The 17,458-nt window shown below is 63.9% G+C and carries 17 protein-coding genes and 1 pseudogene; 15 read left to right on the forward strand and 3 right to left on the reverse strand.

The window, feature by feature from the left end:
• Both OOZ51_RS17990 and OOZ51_RS17995 read right to left on the reverse strand, forming a co-directional pair.
• Window positions 1-269: pseudogene (locus OOZ51_RS17990) on the reverse strand (hypothetical protein); the annotation flags it as partial.
• Between the two features lie 52 nt (window positions 270-321).
• Window positions 322-999, reverse strand: a complete 678-nt coding sequence (locus tag OOZ51_RS17995) for an acVLRF1 family peptidyl-tRNA hydrolase (RefSeq protein WP_265981142.1) — start codon at window positions 997-999, stop codon at window positions 322-324.
• 41 nt (window positions 1,000-1,040) lie between these two features.
• On the opposite strand from OOZ51_RS17995, the gene OOZ51_RS18000 reads away from it, so the two are divergent.
• The 15 genes from OOZ51_RS18000 (at window position 1,041) to OOZ51_RS18070 (ending at window position 16,022) form a co-directional block, all read left to right on the forward strand.
• On the forward strand, window positions 1,041-2,510 hold the full coding sequence (locus OOZ51_RS18000) for a replication-associated recombination protein A (RefSeq protein ID WP_265981143.1): 1,470 nt from the start codon (window positions 1,041-1,043) through the stop codon (window positions 2,508-2,510).
• Window positions 2,511-2,680: 170 nt separating this feature from the next.
• Window positions 2,681-3,301 carry a 30S ribosomal protein S4 gene (rpsD, locus tag OOZ51_RS18005; protein WP_265981144.1) on the forward strand — a complete coding sequence of 207 codons (621 nt, stop codon included), beginning with the start codon at window positions 2,681-2,683 and terminating at the stop codon, window positions 3,299-3,301.
• A gap of 150 nt (window positions 3,302-3,451) precedes the next feature.
• A complete protein-coding gene (locus OOZ51_RS18010; RefSeq protein ID WP_265981145.1) occupies window positions 3,452-3,826 on the forward strand; it encodes a DUF948 domain-containing protein in 375 nt (124 codons plus the stop codon).
• A gap of 58 nt (window positions 3,827-3,884) precedes the next feature.
• On the forward strand, window positions 3,885-4,097 hold the full coding sequence (locus OOZ51_RS18015) for a hypothetical protein (RefSeq protein ID WP_265981179.1): 213 nt from the start codon (window positions 3,885-3,887) through the stop codon (window positions 4,095-4,097).
• Between the two features lie 120 nt (window positions 4,098-4,217).
• On the forward strand, window positions 4,218-6,896 hold the full coding sequence (alaS, locus tag OOZ51_RS18020) for an alanine--tRNA ligase (protein WP_265981146.1): 2,679 nt from the start codon (window positions 4,218-4,220) through the stop codon (window positions 6,894-6,896).
• Window positions 6,897-6,898: 2 nt separating this feature from the next.
• Window positions 6,899-7,489 carry a Holliday junction resolvase RuvX gene (gene ruvX, locus OOZ51_RS18025; RefSeq protein ID WP_265981147.1) on the forward strand — a complete coding sequence of 197 codons (591 nt, stop codon included), beginning with the start codon at window positions 6,899-6,901 and terminating at the stop codon, window positions 7,487-7,489.
• Complete coding sequence (gene mltG, locus OOZ51_RS18030) at window positions 7,486-9,192, forward strand: endolytic transglycosylase MltG (protein ID WP_265981148.1); 1,707 nt, start codon at window positions 7,486-7,488, stop codon at window positions 9,190-9,192. Before ruvX ends, mltG begins: the two co-directional genes overlap by 4 nt.
• A complete protein-coding gene (locus OOZ51_RS18035) occupies window positions 9,189-10,055 on the forward strand; it encodes a shikimate dehydrogenase (protein ID WP_265981149.1) in 867 nt (288 codons plus the stop codon). The genes mltG and OOZ51_RS18035 overlap by 4 nt, the downstream gene beginning before the upstream one ends.
• A 26-nt stretch (window positions 10,056-10,081) precedes the next feature.
• Window positions 10,082-11,281 (forward strand): chorismate synthase, encoded by a 1,200-nt coding sequence (gene aroC / locus OOZ51_RS18040; protein WP_265981150.1) that lies wholly within the window; start codon window positions 10,082-10,084, stop codon window positions 11,279-11,281.
• Window positions 11,281-11,847, forward strand: coding sequence for a shikimate kinase (locus OOZ51_RS18045; protein WP_265981151.1), 567 nt, complete (start codon window positions 11,281-11,283; stop codon window positions 11,845-11,847). Before aroC ends, OOZ51_RS18045 begins: the two co-directional genes overlap by 1 nt.
• Window positions 11,844-12,935 carry a 3-dehydroquinate synthase gene (gene aroB, locus OOZ51_RS18050; protein ID WP_265981152.1) on the forward strand — a complete coding sequence of 364 codons (1,092 nt, stop codon included), beginning with the start codon at window positions 11,844-11,846 and terminating at the stop codon, window positions 12,933-12,935. Before OOZ51_RS18045 ends, aroB begins: the two co-directional genes overlap by 4 nt.
• Entirely contained in the window at window positions 12,932-13,453 is a 522-nt protein-coding gene (locus OOZ51_RS18055; protein WP_265981153.1) for a tetratricopeptide repeat protein, read from the forward strand. The genes aroB and OOZ51_RS18055 overlap by 4 nt, the downstream gene beginning before the upstream one ends.
• A gap of 192 nt (window positions 13,454-13,645) precedes the next feature.
• Entirely contained in the window at window positions 13,646-14,209 is a 564-nt protein-coding gene (efp, locus tag OOZ51_RS18060; RefSeq protein ID WP_028267136.1) for an elongation factor P, read from the forward strand.
• Complete coding sequence (gene nusB, locus OOZ51_RS18065; RefSeq protein ID WP_184735037.1) at window positions 14,209-14,619, forward strand: transcription antitermination factor NusB; 411 nt, start codon at window positions 14,209-14,211, stop codon at window positions 14,617-14,619. Before efp ends, nusB begins: the two co-directional genes overlap by 1 nt.
• A gap of 440 nt (window positions 14,620-15,059) precedes the next feature.
• Window positions 15,060-16,022, forward strand: coding sequence for an alkaline phosphatase family protein (locus OOZ51_RS18070; protein ID WP_265981154.1), 963 nt, complete (start codon window positions 15,060-15,062; stop codon window positions 16,020-16,022).
• On the opposite strand, the gene OOZ51_RS18075 is transcribed toward OOZ51_RS18070, so the two are convergent.
• Window positions 16,011-17,456: a UDP-glucose dehydrogenase family protein gene (locus OOZ51_RS18075; RefSeq protein ID WP_265981155.1), complete on the reverse strand. Its 1,446-nt coding sequence runs from the start codon at window positions 17,454-17,456 to the stop codon at window positions 16,011-16,013. The two genes, OOZ51_RS18070 and OOZ51_RS18075, sit on opposite strands and share 12 nt — an antisense overlap.
• Window positions 17,457-17,458 lie beyond the last annotated feature (2 nt).

The raw sequence follows: 17,458 nt of genomic DNA on the forward strand, positions 1-17,458 counted from the left end.
AGTTTCGCTTTCAGCGCGGCGGTCCGGGCTTCCAGCCGGGCCACTTCGGCGAGGCCGTCCAGGCAATCATCGGCCAGGCGCCGGAGCGGATCGGCGTCACGTGGTGGATCGGCGTCCCGCGGGAAATCAGCTTCCCGCGGGGAATCGAGGCCGGCCGTCTCGGCGCGCACCGAGCCGCCGCCGCTGAAGGCGGTAAGCACGGCAACGGACGCGGCAACGGCCTCCACGGCCGCGCTGCTTTCCGCAGTCCAGGCTGTCCTTCGATCCATACCCACAGCATCGCAGCAGGCACCGACAATTTAGTGTTGGCGCTGCGCGCCACTAAAGCGGATCCGTGACCTCGATCCGCACGGCGCACGCATCTGCCGCAGCCCTGCGAAGGACGGTGGCGTTGGGGTCGGCTACTGCCAGAAACGGCAACTGTTTCCGCGACGCGTACTCCTTCAACGCCGCATCTTCCAGGACCGCTGCGGAAAGCGCGGAGTCTCCACCGAGGACGAGGTATTCAATAGCCTGGCCGGCGAAGACATGGGCGGCATGTCCGGCCACTGCATTAGCCAGCGCGTTGGCCTGGTTCTCGCGACGCCGGGCGAACCGCTGCTGCGAGGATCCCCCCGCCGCGGACCGCGACTGCACATAGCGCGAACCCGATTTGGACGCGGACACTTTGCCGCCGCTCACTACGCCCACCGCGTAGCCGCCCCGGCGGACCAGAATGACTCCGAGCCGCCTTTCCTGTGAAGCGAGCGATGCCAAACGCTCCACCGCGTTGATGCCCTTGCCGGGCCTTCCATCAACAGGCCAGGGGGCTCTCAAAAGCGCTGTGGCGCCGTCCGCCGCCCGCAAAAGCGTGCCGCCGTCGTCGGGTTCTTCCTGAAGCGCGCCATGGCTCGCGGCGAAGCGCTCCACCCAACCGGGCAACCGAGGACCAGGGATGAATGCGGTACGCCCCGCCCGAGGGGGTTGCTTTTCGTTGGGGCCGGACGGCCGGGTCTCCACGTCGATGTCTCCTTCGCTGGAATCATGAGTAGCCTATCCATGTGGAAGATCTCTTTGGTGCCGGCGCGGACAGCGACGATGACGCCGGCAGCCAGGCGGCGGATTCGAACCGTTCCGGTGATGGACGTGCGGGCACAGGGCGTCCGGCGTCGCCGCGGAGTCCGCTGGCCGTCCGCATGCGGCCCCGGACACTGGACGACGTCGTGGGACAGCAGCACTTGCTGGGCCAGGGGTCTCCGTTGCGGCAGCTTGCCGCGGGAGCGGACGCCGCCGGTCCCGCAGGTCCAAGCTCGGTCATCTTGTGGGGACCGCCGGGTACGGGCAAGACGACGCTTGCCCACGTCATCGCCCGCGGACCCGGCAGGAAGTTCGTTGAGTTGTCGGCGATCACCGCTGGCGTCAAGGATGTCCGGCTTGTCATGGAGAATGCCCTGACCGCCCGCGATCTTTACCGGACAACAACCGTGCTGTTCCTTGATGAGATCCACCGCTTCAACAAAGCCCAACAGGACGCCCTGCTTCCCGGCGTCGAGAACCGCTGGGTGGTCCTGGTCGCGGCTACAACTGAAAACCCGTCCTTCTCGGTTGTCTCGCCGCTGCTGTCCCGGTCATTGTTGCTCACCCTGAAACCTCTCACGGACCCCGATATCGAAGGTCTCCTGCAGCGGGCAGTTGCCGACGCCCGCGGCCTGGCAGGGAAGGTGGAGCTCAGTCCGGAAGCCCTTGAGCACTTGGTCCGCTTGTCCGGCGGGGATGCCCGCCGCGCGCTGACGGCGCTCGAGGCCGCCGCCGGCGTCGCCTACGGGGACCGGAACGACGACGGCGACGCCTCCGAAGAGGAGGGGCTCGCGGGTGATGGCGCACCGGAGGCTCCGGTCGTCGTCGAACTCCGCCACACGGAGCGGGCCCTGGACGTGGCCGCCGTCCGGTACGACCGGGCAGGGGACCAGCACTACGACGTCGCCAGCGCGTTCATCAAATCGATCCGCGGCTCGGACGTCGATGCGGCCCTCCACTACCTGGCGCGCATGCTCGAAGCCGGCGAAGACCCTCGCTTCGTGGCCCGCCGGATCGTCATTTCCGCTGCCGAGGACATCGGCATGGCGGATCCCACCGCGCTTCAGACCGCCGTCGCCGCTGCCCAGGCAGTCCAGCTGATCGGCATGCCCGAGGGCCGGATCATCCTTGCCGAAGCCGTGGTGCACCTGGCCACTGCGCCAAAGTCCAATGCCGCCTATATGGGCATCAACAAAGCCATTGCCGATGTACGCGCGGGGATGGGAACCGGAATTCCGGCGCACCTGCGGGACGCCCATTACCAAGGAGCGAAGGGGCTTGGCCACGGCCAGGGCTACACCTACGCCCACGACGCGCCGCACGGCGTGGCCACCCAGCAATACGCGCCGGATGACCTGGTGGGCAAGGACTACTACGAACCCACTGGAAACGGAGCGGAACGGGACATTGCCCCCCGCCTTGAGCGGCTACGCAGGATCATCCGGGGCAAGTAGTCCTCATGGTAGGATGGATGCTTGTCTGGCAAGGCACGGACGCACATTCCATCAAAATTCACGTTTTGACGCTGTGCCCTGCGCCCCGTAGCAAAAGGCAGCGGTTGGCCGATGCTCTCCCTCATGGAGGCCAGTAACACTGACACACCGCAGATATTGGAAGGACACAAGTGGCTAACAACACTCGTGCTCGCCGTACTGCACGCCTCTCGCGTGCACTCGGCATCGCTCTGACCCCCAAGGCCGCCAAGTACATGGAGCGCCGCCCGTACGGCCCCGGTGAGCACGGCCGTGCCCGCAAGAAGCAGGACTCCGACTACGCCGTACGTCTGCGCGAAAAGCAGCGTCTGCGCGCCCAGTACGGCATCCGCGAAGCCCAGATGACCCGTGCCTTCGAAGAAGCACGTCGCACCAAGGGCCTGACCGGTGAAAACCTGATCGAACTGCTCGAAATGCGTCTTGACGCACTCGTGCTGCGTGCAGGCTTCGCCCGCACCATCGCCCAGGCCCGCCAGCTGGTTGTGCACCGCCACATCCTGGTTGACGGCATTCGCGTGGACCGTCCGTCGTTCCGCGTCGCGGAAGGTCAGCTCATCCACGTTCACAGCCGCAGCGAAGTCATGGCTCCGTTCCAGGTTGCAGCAGCCGGCGCACACGTCCTGACCGTCGTTCCGGCCTACCTGGACGTCAAGATTGACGCCCTGCAGGCACGCCTGGTTCGCCGCCCGAAGCGCTCCGAGGTCCCCGTGACCTGCGAAGAGCAGCTCGTCGTCGAATTCTACGCTCGCTAAATTCCAGCAAGCGCATACAAAGAAGCCCGTGGCACGCGCCGCGGGCTTCTTTGTATGTAAGGTACTTGGTGGAGCCATGCCGGGGGCCGTCAGTGCGGAGCCGCACGGCGCGCCCACCGCAACGCAACAAATGCTAGGAGATGAGTGTCCATGACTGGTGGCGATATTGCAGGCCTGATCGCGGCCGGAGTCTTTGCGCTCCTTGTGCTGCTGCTGGCTGTCCCGATCCTCAAACTTGGGCGGGTCTTTGACGAAGTCCGCACCTCCATCCGCTCGCTGAGCGACGGAGCGACGCCCCTGATGGATGAAGTCACGGCGACGGTCTCCACGACCAACCAGCAGCTGAAGAAGGTGGACGGCATCACCTCCAACGTTTCCGATGCCTCAGCCAACATCTCCGCGTTGTCCTCACTGGTGGCCGCAACTGTCGGTTCACCGCTCATCAAGGTGGCCGCATTCAGCTACGGAGTGCGTACGGCTTTTTCCAACCGCCGCAAATCGAGCAGCGGCCGCCGCAGCCGCTGAACCCGTTCGTAAGTCACGACCCTCGTACGTCAGGAAAACAGTGAAAAGAATCGTCTGGATGGGGATCGGCGTGGCAATCGGAATCATTGCCTTCCGCAAGATCACCGAAGCGAAGGCCAATATCGGTCCCGACGGCCTGAACCGCGCCGTAGCCCGGCTGGCTGATGGCGTGTATGACTTCGCCGACGCAGTGCGCGCCGGAATGAATGAGCGGGAAGCCGACCTCCGGTCCGCGCTCGGCATCAACGAGCCCGACGCCGTCACCCGATAGCCACCGCGGTTCGCCCAAGCGGCCGTCAACAAGGCAGAATTAGAAGCTGCGGCAATGGCAACTGCCAGGGCCGCGCACAAACTCATGTGCAGTGAATTGAGAAGGGTAAGTAATCAGCTAATGAAGTCGCAGGAGATCACCAAACGCTGGGTGGACTTTTTTGTCAGCAAGGGTCATACCGCCGTCCCCTCAGCGTCGCTCGTATCCAGCGACCCTTCCCTGCTCTTCACTGTGGCCGGCATGGTTCCCTTCATTCCTTACCTGACCGCCCGTGAGGAGCCGCCCTTCGACCGCGCCACGAGCGTCCAGAAGTGCATCCGTACCGGTGACATCGAGGAAGTGGGCAAGACCGCCCGCCACGGCACGTTCTTCCAGATGTGCGGAAACTTCTCCTTCGGGGACTACTTCAAGGAAGACGCCATCAAGTTCGCTTTCGAACTGCTCACCAAGAGCGTCGACGACGGCGGCTACGGGCTCGACGTAGAGCGTCTCTGGGTGACCGTCTACGAGGAAGACGACGAAGCCCAGGATCTCTGGCTCAAGAACACCGGCATCCCTGCCTCACGCATCCAGAGGATGGGGAAGGCTGACAACTACTGGTCCACCGGGCAGCCTGGTCCCGCTGGTCCGTGCTCGGAAATCTACTACGACCGCGGCCCGGCCTACGGCGTCGAAGGCGGTCCCATCGCGGACGAAAACCGCTATGTCGAAATCTGGAACCTCGTTTTCATGCAGTACCAGATCGAGAATGTCCGCTCGAAAGTGGACTTCGACATCGCTGGCGAGCTCCCCAAGAAGAACATCGACACCGGCCTCGGCATGGAGCGCCTCGCGATGATCCTGCAAGGCGTCGAGAACATGTACGAGACGGACCAGGTCCGTCCGGTCATCGACCGGGCCGCGGCGCTGTCCGGCAAGGAATACACCTCTGCCGAGTCCGCTGACGACCCGCACCACACGGACGATGTCCGGATGCGCGTTGTTGCCGACCACATCCGTTCGGCCCTCATGCTGATCTCCGACGGCGTGTCGCCGTCCAACGAAGGGCGCGGCTACGTCTTGCGTCGGCTCATCCGCCGGGCCGTCCGTGCCATGCGCCTCCTCGGAGTCGAAGAGGCTTGCCTCCCGCAATTGCTTCCGGCATCCCGCGACGCCATGAAGGGCGTCTACCCGGTGGTGGAGACCGACTTCGACCGCATCAGCCGCATCGCCTATGCCGAAGAAAAAGCCTTCCTGCGCACCATCGCCTCCGGAACCGCCCGCCTCGAAGAAGCCGTGGTGCTCTCCAAGGCTGCCGGCAAGCCGCTGTCCGGCGAAGATGCCTTCGCCCTGCACGACACCTACGGGTTCCCGATCGATCTCACACTCGAAATGGCTGAGGAAGCCGGATTGAAGGTTGACGAAGCCGAATTCCGTAGCCTCATGCTGGAACAGCGCCAGCGCGCCCAGGCAGATGCCAAGGCCAAGAAGGGTGGACACGCCGATGTCTCAGCCTTCCAGGAGCTCTTGGCCGAAGGGGAGACCGTCTTTACCGGCTACACCGAGTTGGAAGGCGAAGCCCGTGTCCGCGGCATCGTCAGCGCCGGACGGCGTGTCGCCCATGCTTCCACGGGCGACGAGATCGAGCTCGTGCTCAACGAGACGCCGTTCTACGCCGAAGCCGGCGGCCAGTCCGCCGACAAGGGCCTCATCACCGGCGACGGCTTCGTCGTCGAGGTCCTCGACGTCCAGCGCCCCGTGAAGGGCCTGAGCGTCCACAAGGCGATCGTCCGCGAAGGCGAGATCGCCTCGGACGCCTTGGTGCGCGCCGCCGTCGACCGCGAACGCCGCCATGCAGCGGAGCAGGCCCACACGGGCACGCACATCGTGCACGCTGCCCTGCATCAAATCCTCGGCCCGGAAGCCACCCAGCGTGGCTCCTTTAACAAAGCCGGATACCTGCGCTTCGACTTCGCCTGGGGCGAGGGATTGAGCGCGGCCACGAAGTCCGAAATCGAAGAGGTCTCGAACATCGCCATCCGCAACAACTTCCACGTGGACACCAAGGTCATGGGCCTCGCGGAGGCGAAGACCCTCGGCGCCATGGCCCTTTTCGGCGAGAACTACGGCAGCGAAGTCCGCGTCGTGGAGATCGACGGCGCGTGGTCCCGTGAGCTTTGCGGTGGCACCCATGTGGCCAACACCTCCCTCATCGGCAGCCTGTCGCTGCTCGGCGAACAGTCCGTCGGTTCGGGAAACCGCCGCGTGGAGGCCTTCGTCGGCCTTGACGCCTTCCGGCACCTCGCTGCCGAGCGCGCCTTGGTCACTGAGCTCACCGAGATGCTCAAGGTGCCTTCGGGCCAGCTGGCAGACAGGATCTCCAGCACCTTGGCCAAGCTCAGGGCCACCGAAAAGGAACTCGACCGCCTCCGCAAGGAGCAGCTGACCGCGGCCGCGGCCAACCTCGTTGCCACGGCACAGGACGCCGGAGGCGTCCGGGTAGTGGCGCACGACGCGGGCCAGGTCGGGGGAGCGGACGACCTCCGCAGCCTCGCCATGGATCTGCGCAACCGGCTCGGCTCCGACGCTTCCACCGTGGCTGTGGCAGGTGTCAGCAACGACCGTCCCGTCATCATCGTGGCCACAAACGAAGCCGCCCGTGACGCGGGCGTGAAGGCAGGCGCCCTGGTCCGGGTGGCAGCAGGAATCCTCGGCGGCGGTGGCGGCGGCAAGGACGATGTCGCCCAAGGCGGAGGAACAGACGCCGCGAAGATCGCACCGGCCCTAGCGGCCGTTGTGGACGCGATCGCCAAGCACTGATCTTGGAGGCCATTGCGAACAACGACGACTACCCCCGGGGAATCAAACTGGGGGTAGACGTCGGCACCGTCCGTGTGGGAGTTGCGATCTGCGATCCGGACGGGATCCTGGCCACGCCGTTCAAGACGGTGAGCCGGGACGCCAAGAAGAATTCCGACATCGGTGTGATCGTCCGGCAGGTCGCGGAGCTCGGTGTAGTCCAGATCTTCGTCGGGCTACCGCGCACGATGAAGGGCGAGGAACACGCATCCGCGATTATGGCCAACGACTACGCGGAGTTGCTCACAGCCCACTTGCTGCGCAGTGGACTCGACGTTCCGGTCAACATGGTGGACGAGCGGCTCAGTACCGTGACGGCCCACCGCAATCTCCGTGAGGCTGGCATGAGCAGCAAGGATCATCGTAAAGTAGTGGATCAGGTTGCCGCTGCCGGAATTCTGCAGCACGCGATCGACATGCAAAAAACCAGAGGTGCAGATGTGGGCAGGCGCGTGCAAGCGCCGGCGCCACCCCAACACATTGACGGTGCCAATGCGCCGCTGCCGGCCTCCGGCATTGATCCACACTCTCCAACGAGGGGAAGACAACTGTGAGCCCGGTCAACAACGACCCCTCCAACGACGCATCAGAAGGCCGCACCCGGCCGCTGACTCGTCGTGAAATCCGCGCCAGGGAACGGTTCCTGGAGACTCAGAACCAGGAGGTGTTGCCACCGCCGGTGCCTGTCCACTTTGAACCTGCCGCCGTACCGCAGCCTCAGGCCGCGTATGTTCCGCACTACGCGCCGGCGGCCCCTGAAACGCCGTCCCACGCCCCGGAACTCCACGATGACGGCATTCGCGGCGAAGCCGGGCCGTCCGGGGACTTTCCTCCGCAGTCCGATGTGGTTCAACCGGAGGAAAACGTGCAACAACACGAGGCTTCACCTGAAGACGCAGAGCTCCAAGACGCCGTCCACGAAGATGCTGTGCTCCCTGGCGTCCCTCACCAGGACACCGCGCACCTTGACACCGTGCACCCTATCGCTGTGCACCCTGACTCCGCGGTTCCTCACGATGCCGAGAACTACGACGCCGTTCCGATCTACGACGCCGCACACGGCGACGAGTTCCACGAAGTGCATCCACATGACGAAGGTTATGAGCACCACGATCCCCACTTCGACTACGAAGTCCATGACGAGCACGATGCACATGAACTCATCCCGGCAGCGACTCCGGTGGCAAAGGTTCCGTCGAAGAAAGTCCGGCGCCGTCGTCGCCTCCTCGCACTCCTGCTGACCCTCACGGTGTTCGTCGCCGCTGTTGCGGTCGGAGCCCAGTTCCTGAAGCCGTTGCTCGGCATGGACAAGGTCAGTGACTACCCCGGCCCGGGCACAGGTTCCGTCACCGTCACGGTTGCCCCGGGATCCGGCCCCAAACTGGTCGCCACCAGCCTCCAGAACCAGCACGTCATTGCCAACGCAGACACGTTCCTGGCCGCATTCACGGCGGCCGGGGGTGAACTCTCACCGGGCGATTTCACGTTCCGCACCGAAATGAAGAACTCCGATGCCGTGAATGTCCTCCTTAACAAGGACGCCTCCAAGGTGATGTACTTCGCGCTGAGTGCGGGACTTCGAATCGGGGAGTCGCTCGATGCGATCTCCAAGGGGTCAGGTATCCCTGTGTCCGAGTTGAAGGCCCTCAGCGACTCGCCTGCGCAGTTCGGCGTCCCGGCCCCCGCAAAGAACCTGGAAGGGTTCCTGGCACCGGGGGAGTACCGTTTCCCACTTGGGACCCCAGCCAAGGACATCCTCCAGAAGCTCGTCACTGGGACCACCGATGAGCTCAAGGCGCAGGGCGTCACGGATCCGACTAAGCAGTACCAGGCCATCACTGTCGCCAGCATTGTGCAGGCTGAAGGTGGCCAGGCCGACTACGGAAACGTGGCGGGTGCCATCTACAACAGGCTCAAGCCAGGCAATACGGAGACGAATGGGCTCATCCAGTCGGACGCAACCGTCACCTACGGCCTCGGTACCAAGACCTTCCATTTGACCGATGCCCAGAAGGCCGACAAGAGCAACCCGTACAACACCTATGCCAACGTGGGCCTGCCGGTTGGCCCGATCGGCTCGCCCGGCAAGACGGCGATCGACGCTGCTGCGAAGCCAACAGCCAACAATTACCTCTATTGGGTGACGATCAACCTCGATACCAAGGAGACGAAGTTCTCCAGCACGTTGGCGGAACACAGCAAGTACGTTGAGCAGTACAACGCATGGTGTGCCGCCAACGCGGGACGGTGCGTGTGAGTAGACGTGCCGCCGTCCTGGGGCACCCCATCGGCCACTCGAAGTCACCAGCACTCCACCGCGCGGCCTATGCGAAGCTTGGGCTCGATATCGACTACTCAGCCATCGACGTGACCGTTGAGCGGCTGCCGGCCTTCATGGCGGCCCTTGAAGCCAAGGACAATTGGTGCGGCTTGTCCGTGACCATGCCCCTCAAGACGGCCATGGTGGACGAAGTCGACGAGGTCCGTGGGGCCGGTGCGCACTTGGGCGTCATCAACACGGTCGCGTTTGAAGCCACCGAGCACGGTGTGCGGCGGATTGGCCACAACACGGATGTGGCCGGCATCGTTGACGCCGTCAAGAATGCCGGGGTCAGGGAGCGGCCGAATTCCGCGATTCTTGGCGGTGGCGGAACGTCCGCCGCGGCCATCGCGGCGCTCCACGAACTGGGTTCAACACACGTTGACGTCTACGTGCGCGACGCCGGACGGGCAGTCGAAGCGAAAGCCTCCGCTGCCGCCGTCGGACTCGCCGTTCAACTCCGGCCGATGGCCGAGGCGGCTGAAGGCATGGCCGGAGCCGACCTGGTGATTTCCACACTTCCGCCGCGGGCGGCGGACAGCATTGCCACGCAGCTTGACGGGCTCCCCGGCAAGCTTCCTGACGGCGTCTGGGGCGTGCTGCTCGATGTCGCCTACGATCCATGGCCCAGCCGGATTGCCGAAGTATGGCATTCACGCGGTGGCGTCGTGGTACCCGGGCTGGAAATGCTGCTCTACCAAGCTGTGGGGCAAATCCGCTTGTTTTCCGGCGCCGACGTCACCGCCGATGTCATAGATGTGATGTGCGACTCAGTCGGGCTGCCCCGGCGGGTCTACTAGGGGCCTTACATGGCAGGATTGGTTATATGTTGCGTTGGTTGACTGCCGGTGAATCCCATGGCCCGGCATTGCTCGGAATTGTTGAAGGCGTCCCCGCCGGTGTGGAACTCACCAGCGGGGAAATCCGCGACGCCTTGGCGCGCCGCCGCCTCGGCTATGGTCGGGGTGCCCGGATGAAGTTCGAGCAGGACGAAGTGAACATCCTCGGCGGCGTCAGGCACGGCGTCACGCAGGGCGGACCCGTCGCCATCCAGATCGGCAATACCGAATGGCCCAAATGGGAGCAGATCATGTCTGCAGACCCGGTGGATCCCGCCCTTCTTGCCGACCAAGCCCGCAATGCACCCCTGACCCGTCCCCGGCCCGGCCACGCAGACTTCACGGGCATGCAGAAGTACGGCTTCCCCGAAGCGCGCCCTGTCCTTGAACGCGCCAGCGCCCGGGAAACCGCCACCCGCGTTGCCCTTGGCACAGTCGCTTCCCAATTCCTGAAGCAGCTCGGCATCGAACTCGTCAGCCACACGGTTTCCATCGCGAGCGTCACTGTTCCGGAGGGTCGGCCGTTGCCTGTGCCGTCCGATGTCCTGGCCCTCGACGCCGACCCCTTGCGTTGTTTCGACCGTGAGACCTCGGACGCCATGGTGGCCGAGGTCGACGCAGCACATAAGGAAGGCGAGACTCTCGGCGGTGTTGTCGAGGTTCTGGCCTACGGCCTTCCGCCGGGACTCGGCAGCTACGTGCATTGGGACCGTCGCCTCGACTCCCGCCTGGCTGCGGCCCTGATGGGCATCCAGGCCATCAAGGGCGTTGAAGTCGGCGATGGCTTCCTCACGGCTGCCCGCCGGGGCTCCGCTGCGCATGACGAAATCGTCAAGGACGAGGCCGGCCGCATCGTGCGGAAGACCAACCGGGCAGGTGGCATTGAAGGCGGCATGAGCATCGGCGAAGTCCTGCGAGTCCGCGCCGCCATGAAGCCCATCGCTACCGTCCCCCGCGCACTGAAGACCATTGACGTCAGCACCGGCGAAGCCGCCAAGGCCCACCATCAGCGCTCCGATGTCTGTGCCGTCCCGGCTGCAGGTGTTGTCGCCGAGGCCATGGTCGCCCTGGTTCTGGCCGAAGCTGTCGCTGAGAAGTTCGGCGGTGACTCGGTCGCTGAAACCGCACGAAACCTTCGGGGTTACCTGGACAGCATTCCGGCAAACCTGGACTCGGTCGGCCACTAGTGGTCCGCGGTACCTCGGGCGCCGGTCACGGGCCTGCGATTGCTTTGGTGGGACCGATGGCCGTCGGCAAGTCAGTCATTGGCCACCAGCTCGCCCAGCAATTGGGCGTGCCGTTTGTGGACACGGACGTCGTCATTGTTGAGCACCACGGGACCATCGCGGATATTTTCGCCGGTCGCGGAGAGCATGCCTTCCGGGAGATCGAGGCCAGGACCGTCGCGCGTGCTGTCGAAGCCGCGAACATCAGCGGCGGGATTGTTTCACTTGGAGGCGGCGCCGTGCTGGATTCCGGCACCCAACAGCTCCTGGGCGATTGCACTGTGGTCTATCTCGAATGCGATGCGGAGACGGTCGCCGAGCGCATCGCCCGCAACACTGGCCGGCCGCTCCTGGCGGGAGACGCCATGGCGCGTTGGGAAGCCCTGTTTGCCGCCAGGCGTCCCGTCTACGAACGATTGGCAAACGTCACCGTCGATGTGCGGTCTGGAACCGTGGCGGAAATCGCCCTCCACGTGGAGGAAAGACTGCGTGAATACGCGGCCTTGAAAGAGGAAGTGCAAAAGTGAGCAACGAAGCAACTGTCATCAAGGTCACCGGCCAGTCCGCGAACGAAAACTACGACGTCGTCGTCGGACGCGGCCTCTTGGAGACCCTTCCCGCGAAGCTGGGGGAGCGCGTGAAGCGTGTGCTCGTGGTTCACCCGCGCGCCCTGCGACTTACGGGCGACACGGTGCGCGCGGAGCTCGAGGCGGCGGGATTCACCGCCGTCACGGCTGAGATCCCCGACGCCGAAGAGGGCAAGCACATCCAGGTTGCGGCCTTCTGCTGGCAGGTACTTGGCCAGAACGACTTCACCCGTTCCGACGCGATCGTTGCGGTGGGCGGCGGCGCTGTCACCGACCTCGCCGGATTTGTCGCGGCAACTTGGTTGCGCGGCGTCAAGGTCATCCACATGCCCACGAGCCTCCTCGGCATGGTGGACGCGTCTGTGGGCGGCAAGACCGGCATCAACACAGCGGAGGGCAAGAACTTGGTGGGGTCCTTCCACCCGCCCGCTGCCGTCCTGGCTGACCTGGACACGCTCCAGACGCTGCCGAAGAACGAGCTGATTTCCGGAATGGCCGAGGTCATCAAGTGTGGCTTCATTGCAGATCCCGCCATCCTGGACCTTGTCGAAAACAAGCCTGAGGAAGTCACAGACCCGGGCTCGGCGGTGCTCCGCGAGCTCATCGAGCGTGCCATCGCGGTCAAAGCGAAAGTGGTTTCCGAAGACCTGAAGGAATCCGGCCTGCGCGAGATCCTCAACTACGGCCACACCCTGGGCCACGCGATCGAACTCGTGGAACGCTACTCGTGGCGTCATGGCGCGGCAGTTTCCGTCGGCATGATGTTCGCCGCCGAGCTCTCCCGCAGCGTCGGCCGGCTTTCCGACGTCGACGCCGACCGGCACCGCACGATCCTTGAGGGACTCGGGCTGCCCGTCACCTATCGCCGGGACCGCTGGCAGGGCCTGCTTGATGGCATGCGCCGCGACAAGAAGTCCCGCGGCGACCTCTTGCGGTTTGTGGTGCTCGACGGCGTCGCGAAGCCCGGAATCCTCGACGTCCCCGACACCTCGCTGCTTTTCGCCGCCTACCAGGAGATTGCATCATGACGACTGAAACGTTCAGCAGCGTCAGTGATTGGCCTACCGGCGGGTTCCCTGGAGTGCGCACCAACCCGGACACGCTCCTGCCGCACATCGTCAACGAGGAAGCCCTGCAGTCCGCGTTGGCTGAGTCCACCGATCCTGCTGACCGCATCATGGCGCTCATGCTCGAAGGCCACCCCGGCGCGGCCGCCGAGCTGCTGGCCGAGGCCCGCTACAAGGATCCCGAGTCCTTCAAACTCAGGATCTTCGAGGCTGAACTGCACCGTGCCACCAACCGCTTCGACCGCGCTGTGGAGCTCTTCCGCCAATTGCTCGGAGAAGTCCAGGGAACAACCAAGGAACCGATCGTCCACCAATATTTGGGGAGGGCCTATTTTGTGGCCGGAAATCCCGTTGCCGCAGCGGAATCGTTCACCAAGGACCTGGACCTGCGCGTTGCCTTGGCAGCCGATGCTTCCCTGATTTACTCCTCCGCTGTCGCCTTGCAGCGTGCCCGTAACGTCCTCGAGCTTGCCTCCTGAACGGGGGCGCCTCCTGGACCCGTTCGCCTGTTGAACAGCGGGCGCGGCAGGCGCGGCGCAATTTGCCGGTAGAATGGTCTTTGGATTTTTGATAAATACGCGCTGGCGGCCGTCAAGGCATGCCTGCTTGGCATAGTCGGCTGGAAGCCAGAAGGCGTAGCTAGAACCAGTGAGAGAAACCAGAGGATACTAGTGGCAACCACAAATGACATCAAGAACGGTACCGTGCTGAAGCTCGAGGGCCAGCTCTGGAACATCATTGAGTTCCAGCACGTCAAGCCGGGCAAGGGCGGCGCGTTCGTGCGCACCAAGATGCGCAACGTCATGTCTGGCAAGGTGGTGGACAAGACCTTCAACGCCGGCCTCAAGATCGAAACCGCCACCGTTGACCGCCGCGACTACCAGTACCTGTACCAGGACGGCGCGGACTTCGTGTTCATGGACACCCAGGACTTCGACCAGATCACGGTGTCCGGTGCTACGGTAGGCGACGCCACCAACTTCATGTTGGAAAACCAGATGGTCAACATCGCCATCCACGAGGGCACCCCGCTCTACATCGAGCTGCCGCCGAGCGTCGTCCTCGAAATCACCTACACCGAGCCGGGCCTACAGGGCGACCGCTCCTCCGCTGGAACCAAGCCAGCCACCCTCGAAACCGGCTATGAGATCCAGGTGCCCCTGTTCGTTGAGAACAACACCAAGGTCAAGGTCGACACCCGCGACGGCAGCTACCTGGGCCGGGTCAACGACTAGTGAGTGCTCGTGGTAAGGCCCGTAACAGGGCCCTCGAAGTACTGTTCGAGGCAGAGCAGCGTTCCGCCTCCGCTTTCGAGGTCTTGAAGGCCCGCCGGGAAATGACTGACCTCGTAGTCAACCCGTACACGACCGACATCGTCGAGGGCGTGGTTGCCATGCAGCCGACCATCGACGAATTCCTTCAGACCTACGCCCAGGGCTGGACCCTTGAGCGCATGCCCGCGGTTGACCGCATCATTCTGCGTATCGGCGCCTGGGAACTCCTCTACAACGACGACGTCCCGGACGGCGTGGCGGTCAGCGAGGCAGTGGCCCTGGCCAAGGTCATGTCCACCGATGAATCGCCTGCGTTCATCAATGGCCTCCTGGGACGTTTGCAGAAGCTGAAGCCTTCCCTGCTCGCCTAGGCAGGGACGTAAGTAGTCGCCAAAACCCTGGCTGGGATTCCAGCCGGGGTTTTGTATTGCCGGGCCAGGGAGATTCACGATGCTCCGGATTCTCAGTACTGGTCGACTTTCGGCTGCTCACCTGTTGTCCCCGACTTACAGAGCGTGTCGTTGTAGATCTTCTTCCAGATGACGCCGCCGGCGATCTGAATGTCGGAACCGCTGTATTCACCGGTCGCTGCGCCTTTGAAGCCCAGGCCGGGCTGATCCCGCTTCGCGCCGATTCGGAATGGCCGACGCTGCGCAGATCCGTTCCGGTCCCCTCCAATCGGGTAACCATTTGGAAGGATTCGGGTCGGGGCACGCCCAGCGACATCGATCGAACCGGTATCTCGGGTATAGCCGGATCCGCACACCGCGCATATCATCAGGGGATGCGAGCCAAGAGCAGGCACCGTCTTGTGGTCGTTGGTCTTCTCACGCTGGTGCTGACGACCGGATGCCAGCCCCAAGGTCCCTCAGCCGGCCCCTCGGGTTCGGACTCAGTCTCGCCGTCAGTTCCCGACGTCGGTCGATCAGTCTCGCCGTTAGGGCCAGTTCCCTCGCAATCGACCGGCACCGTCGCTCCCGGCGCCGGTGGTTTCGATCACGTCGTCATTATTGTTGAGGAGAACAAACCCGCCGCGGACGTCCTCGGCAAGGCTGCCGCTCCGTACATCAACAAGCTTGCCGCCGAATCGGCCCTGGCCAACAACTATCAGGCCCTCACCCATCCGAGCCTGCCCAATTACCTTGCCCTCACGAGTGGCACCACCGCCGGAATAACGGACGACTGCAGTCCGGGTGTTAACTGTACGGCGGCAGTCCCCAGCATCGTTGACCGGATTGAGCAATCGGGCCGGAGCTGGAAGATGTACGCCGAGGGCATGCCGGCCCCTTGTGTGGCCAGTAACTCGGGCAAATACGCAGTGAGGCACAATCCTTTCATGTACTACCCAGGCGTAACCGGCGACAGGAATAATTGCGGGTCGCACGTGGTGCCCTTCACGCGGTTCAACGCAGATCTGGCCTCCGCTTCCACCCTTCCGAACTATGTCTTCATCAGTCCGAATCTATGCAATGACATGCACGACTGCCCGGTGGAGACCGGCGATGCGTGGCTTGCGCAGCAGGTTCCCCAGATCCTTGCTTCACCCGCATTCGTGACGCAGAAGTCCCTCTTGGTGATCACGTGGGATGAGGGCAGCGACGAAAGCAACGCCGTGGGGACGATTTTCGCTGGACCGGCCGCAAAGAAGGGCTACCAGTCCGGGGCCCCGTATAGCCACTACTCCCTCTTGCGCACAATCGAAGCTTCCTGGGGACTCGCGCCGTTGACCGATAACGACAAGGGCGCACCTGTCATGGACGATCTATTGAACTGATGCGGTGTCATCGACGAGGCCGGGGATTGTGGCCGGCAGGAGGGTAAGGGAGTTCAAGGGAGAAGGGACGCCCAGCGCACGGTAGTCCCAGCCGGCCGCCCGGTAGGCACTTGGGTCAAGGACGTGCCTTCCATCGACGATATTTCGCCGAGCGACGAGTTGGCCGAGCCTGACAGGGTCGGCTTCTTGGAAGATCGCCCATTCGGTGAGGAGCGCCACGACCTCCGCGCCGGTCACCGCTTCTTCGAGGCCGGCTGCGTAGCTTAGTTCGGGGTACTTCTTCCGGGCGTTGTCCATTGCCTGGGGGTCGAAGACAGTGACCTTGGCGCCGGCCGCGTAGAGCATCCGTGCGACGTCCAGGGCAGGGGCGTCCCGGATGTCGTCGGAGTCCGGTTTGAACGCCGCGCCGAGCACGGTGACTTTGACGTCGTCGAGGTTTCCGTAAGCGAGATCGGATATGAGGTCGACGGTCCGCTGCCTGCGGCGTCGATTGATGTGGTCCACTTCGTGCAAGAAGCTCACGGCCTGTCCCACGCCCAATTCACGCGCCCGGTAGGCGAAAGCCCTGATGTCCTTGGGCAGGCACCCTCCGCCGAAACCCAATCCGGGCTTGAGGAACTGCCCGCCGATCCGGGTGTCGTAGGCAAGCGCGTCCGCCAGATGATTGACGTCGGCGCCGGTGGCCTCGCAGATTTCCGCCATTGCGTTGATGTAGGAGATTTTTGTGGCGAGAAATGAATTCGCAGCGGCTTTGACGAGTTCGGCGGTTGCCAGGTCGGTGGCAACCACGGGAGTGCCGGCTTCAATCAGCGGCAGGTAGCATTTGGACAGCTGCGCGAGGGCCCAGTCACTGGCAGTTCCGAAGACAAGGCGGTTGGGTCTGAGCGTGTCTTCGACGGCGTGCCCCTCCCGCAGGAATTCCGGGTTCCAAGCGAGTTCCACCGCGCTTCCTCCGGGCGACAACGAACGTACCAGGGACGCCAGTCGCGCCGCCGTGCCGATGGGCACAGTGGACTTCCCGACGATCAAGCACCTGCGGTGCAGATGTTGGGCAAGCCGGCGAACAGCGGCGTGCACGAAGTGCAGATCAGCGGCGTCTGAGTCAGGCGCCTGTGGTGTGCCGACACAGATGAAATGAAGATCAGCTGGCCCCGCCGCGGAGAAATCGGTGCTGAACTTCAGCCGTCCAGTTGCCAAGGCCTGGCAGAGGAGTTCGCGCAGCCCGGGTTCGAAGAACGGTAGCAGACCTCGGGAGAGAGCGTCGATCTTGCCCTCGTCCACGTCTATGCCGATGACGTCATGGCCAAGGATGGCCATGTAGACTGCGTGGGTTGCACCCAGATAGCCGGTGCCGATGACGGACACGGTAAGGTTCGAGGCCCGCGTCGGCGGCACGAGAACGCCAGCCTTCGGTTGGGTGCCGATGGTTTCCATAA

It is taken from the genome of Arthrobacter rhizophilus (assembly GCF_026241105.1).
Taxonomy (GTDB): domain Bacteria; phylum Actinomycetota; class Actinomycetes; order Actinomycetales; family Micrococcaceae; genus Arthrobacter.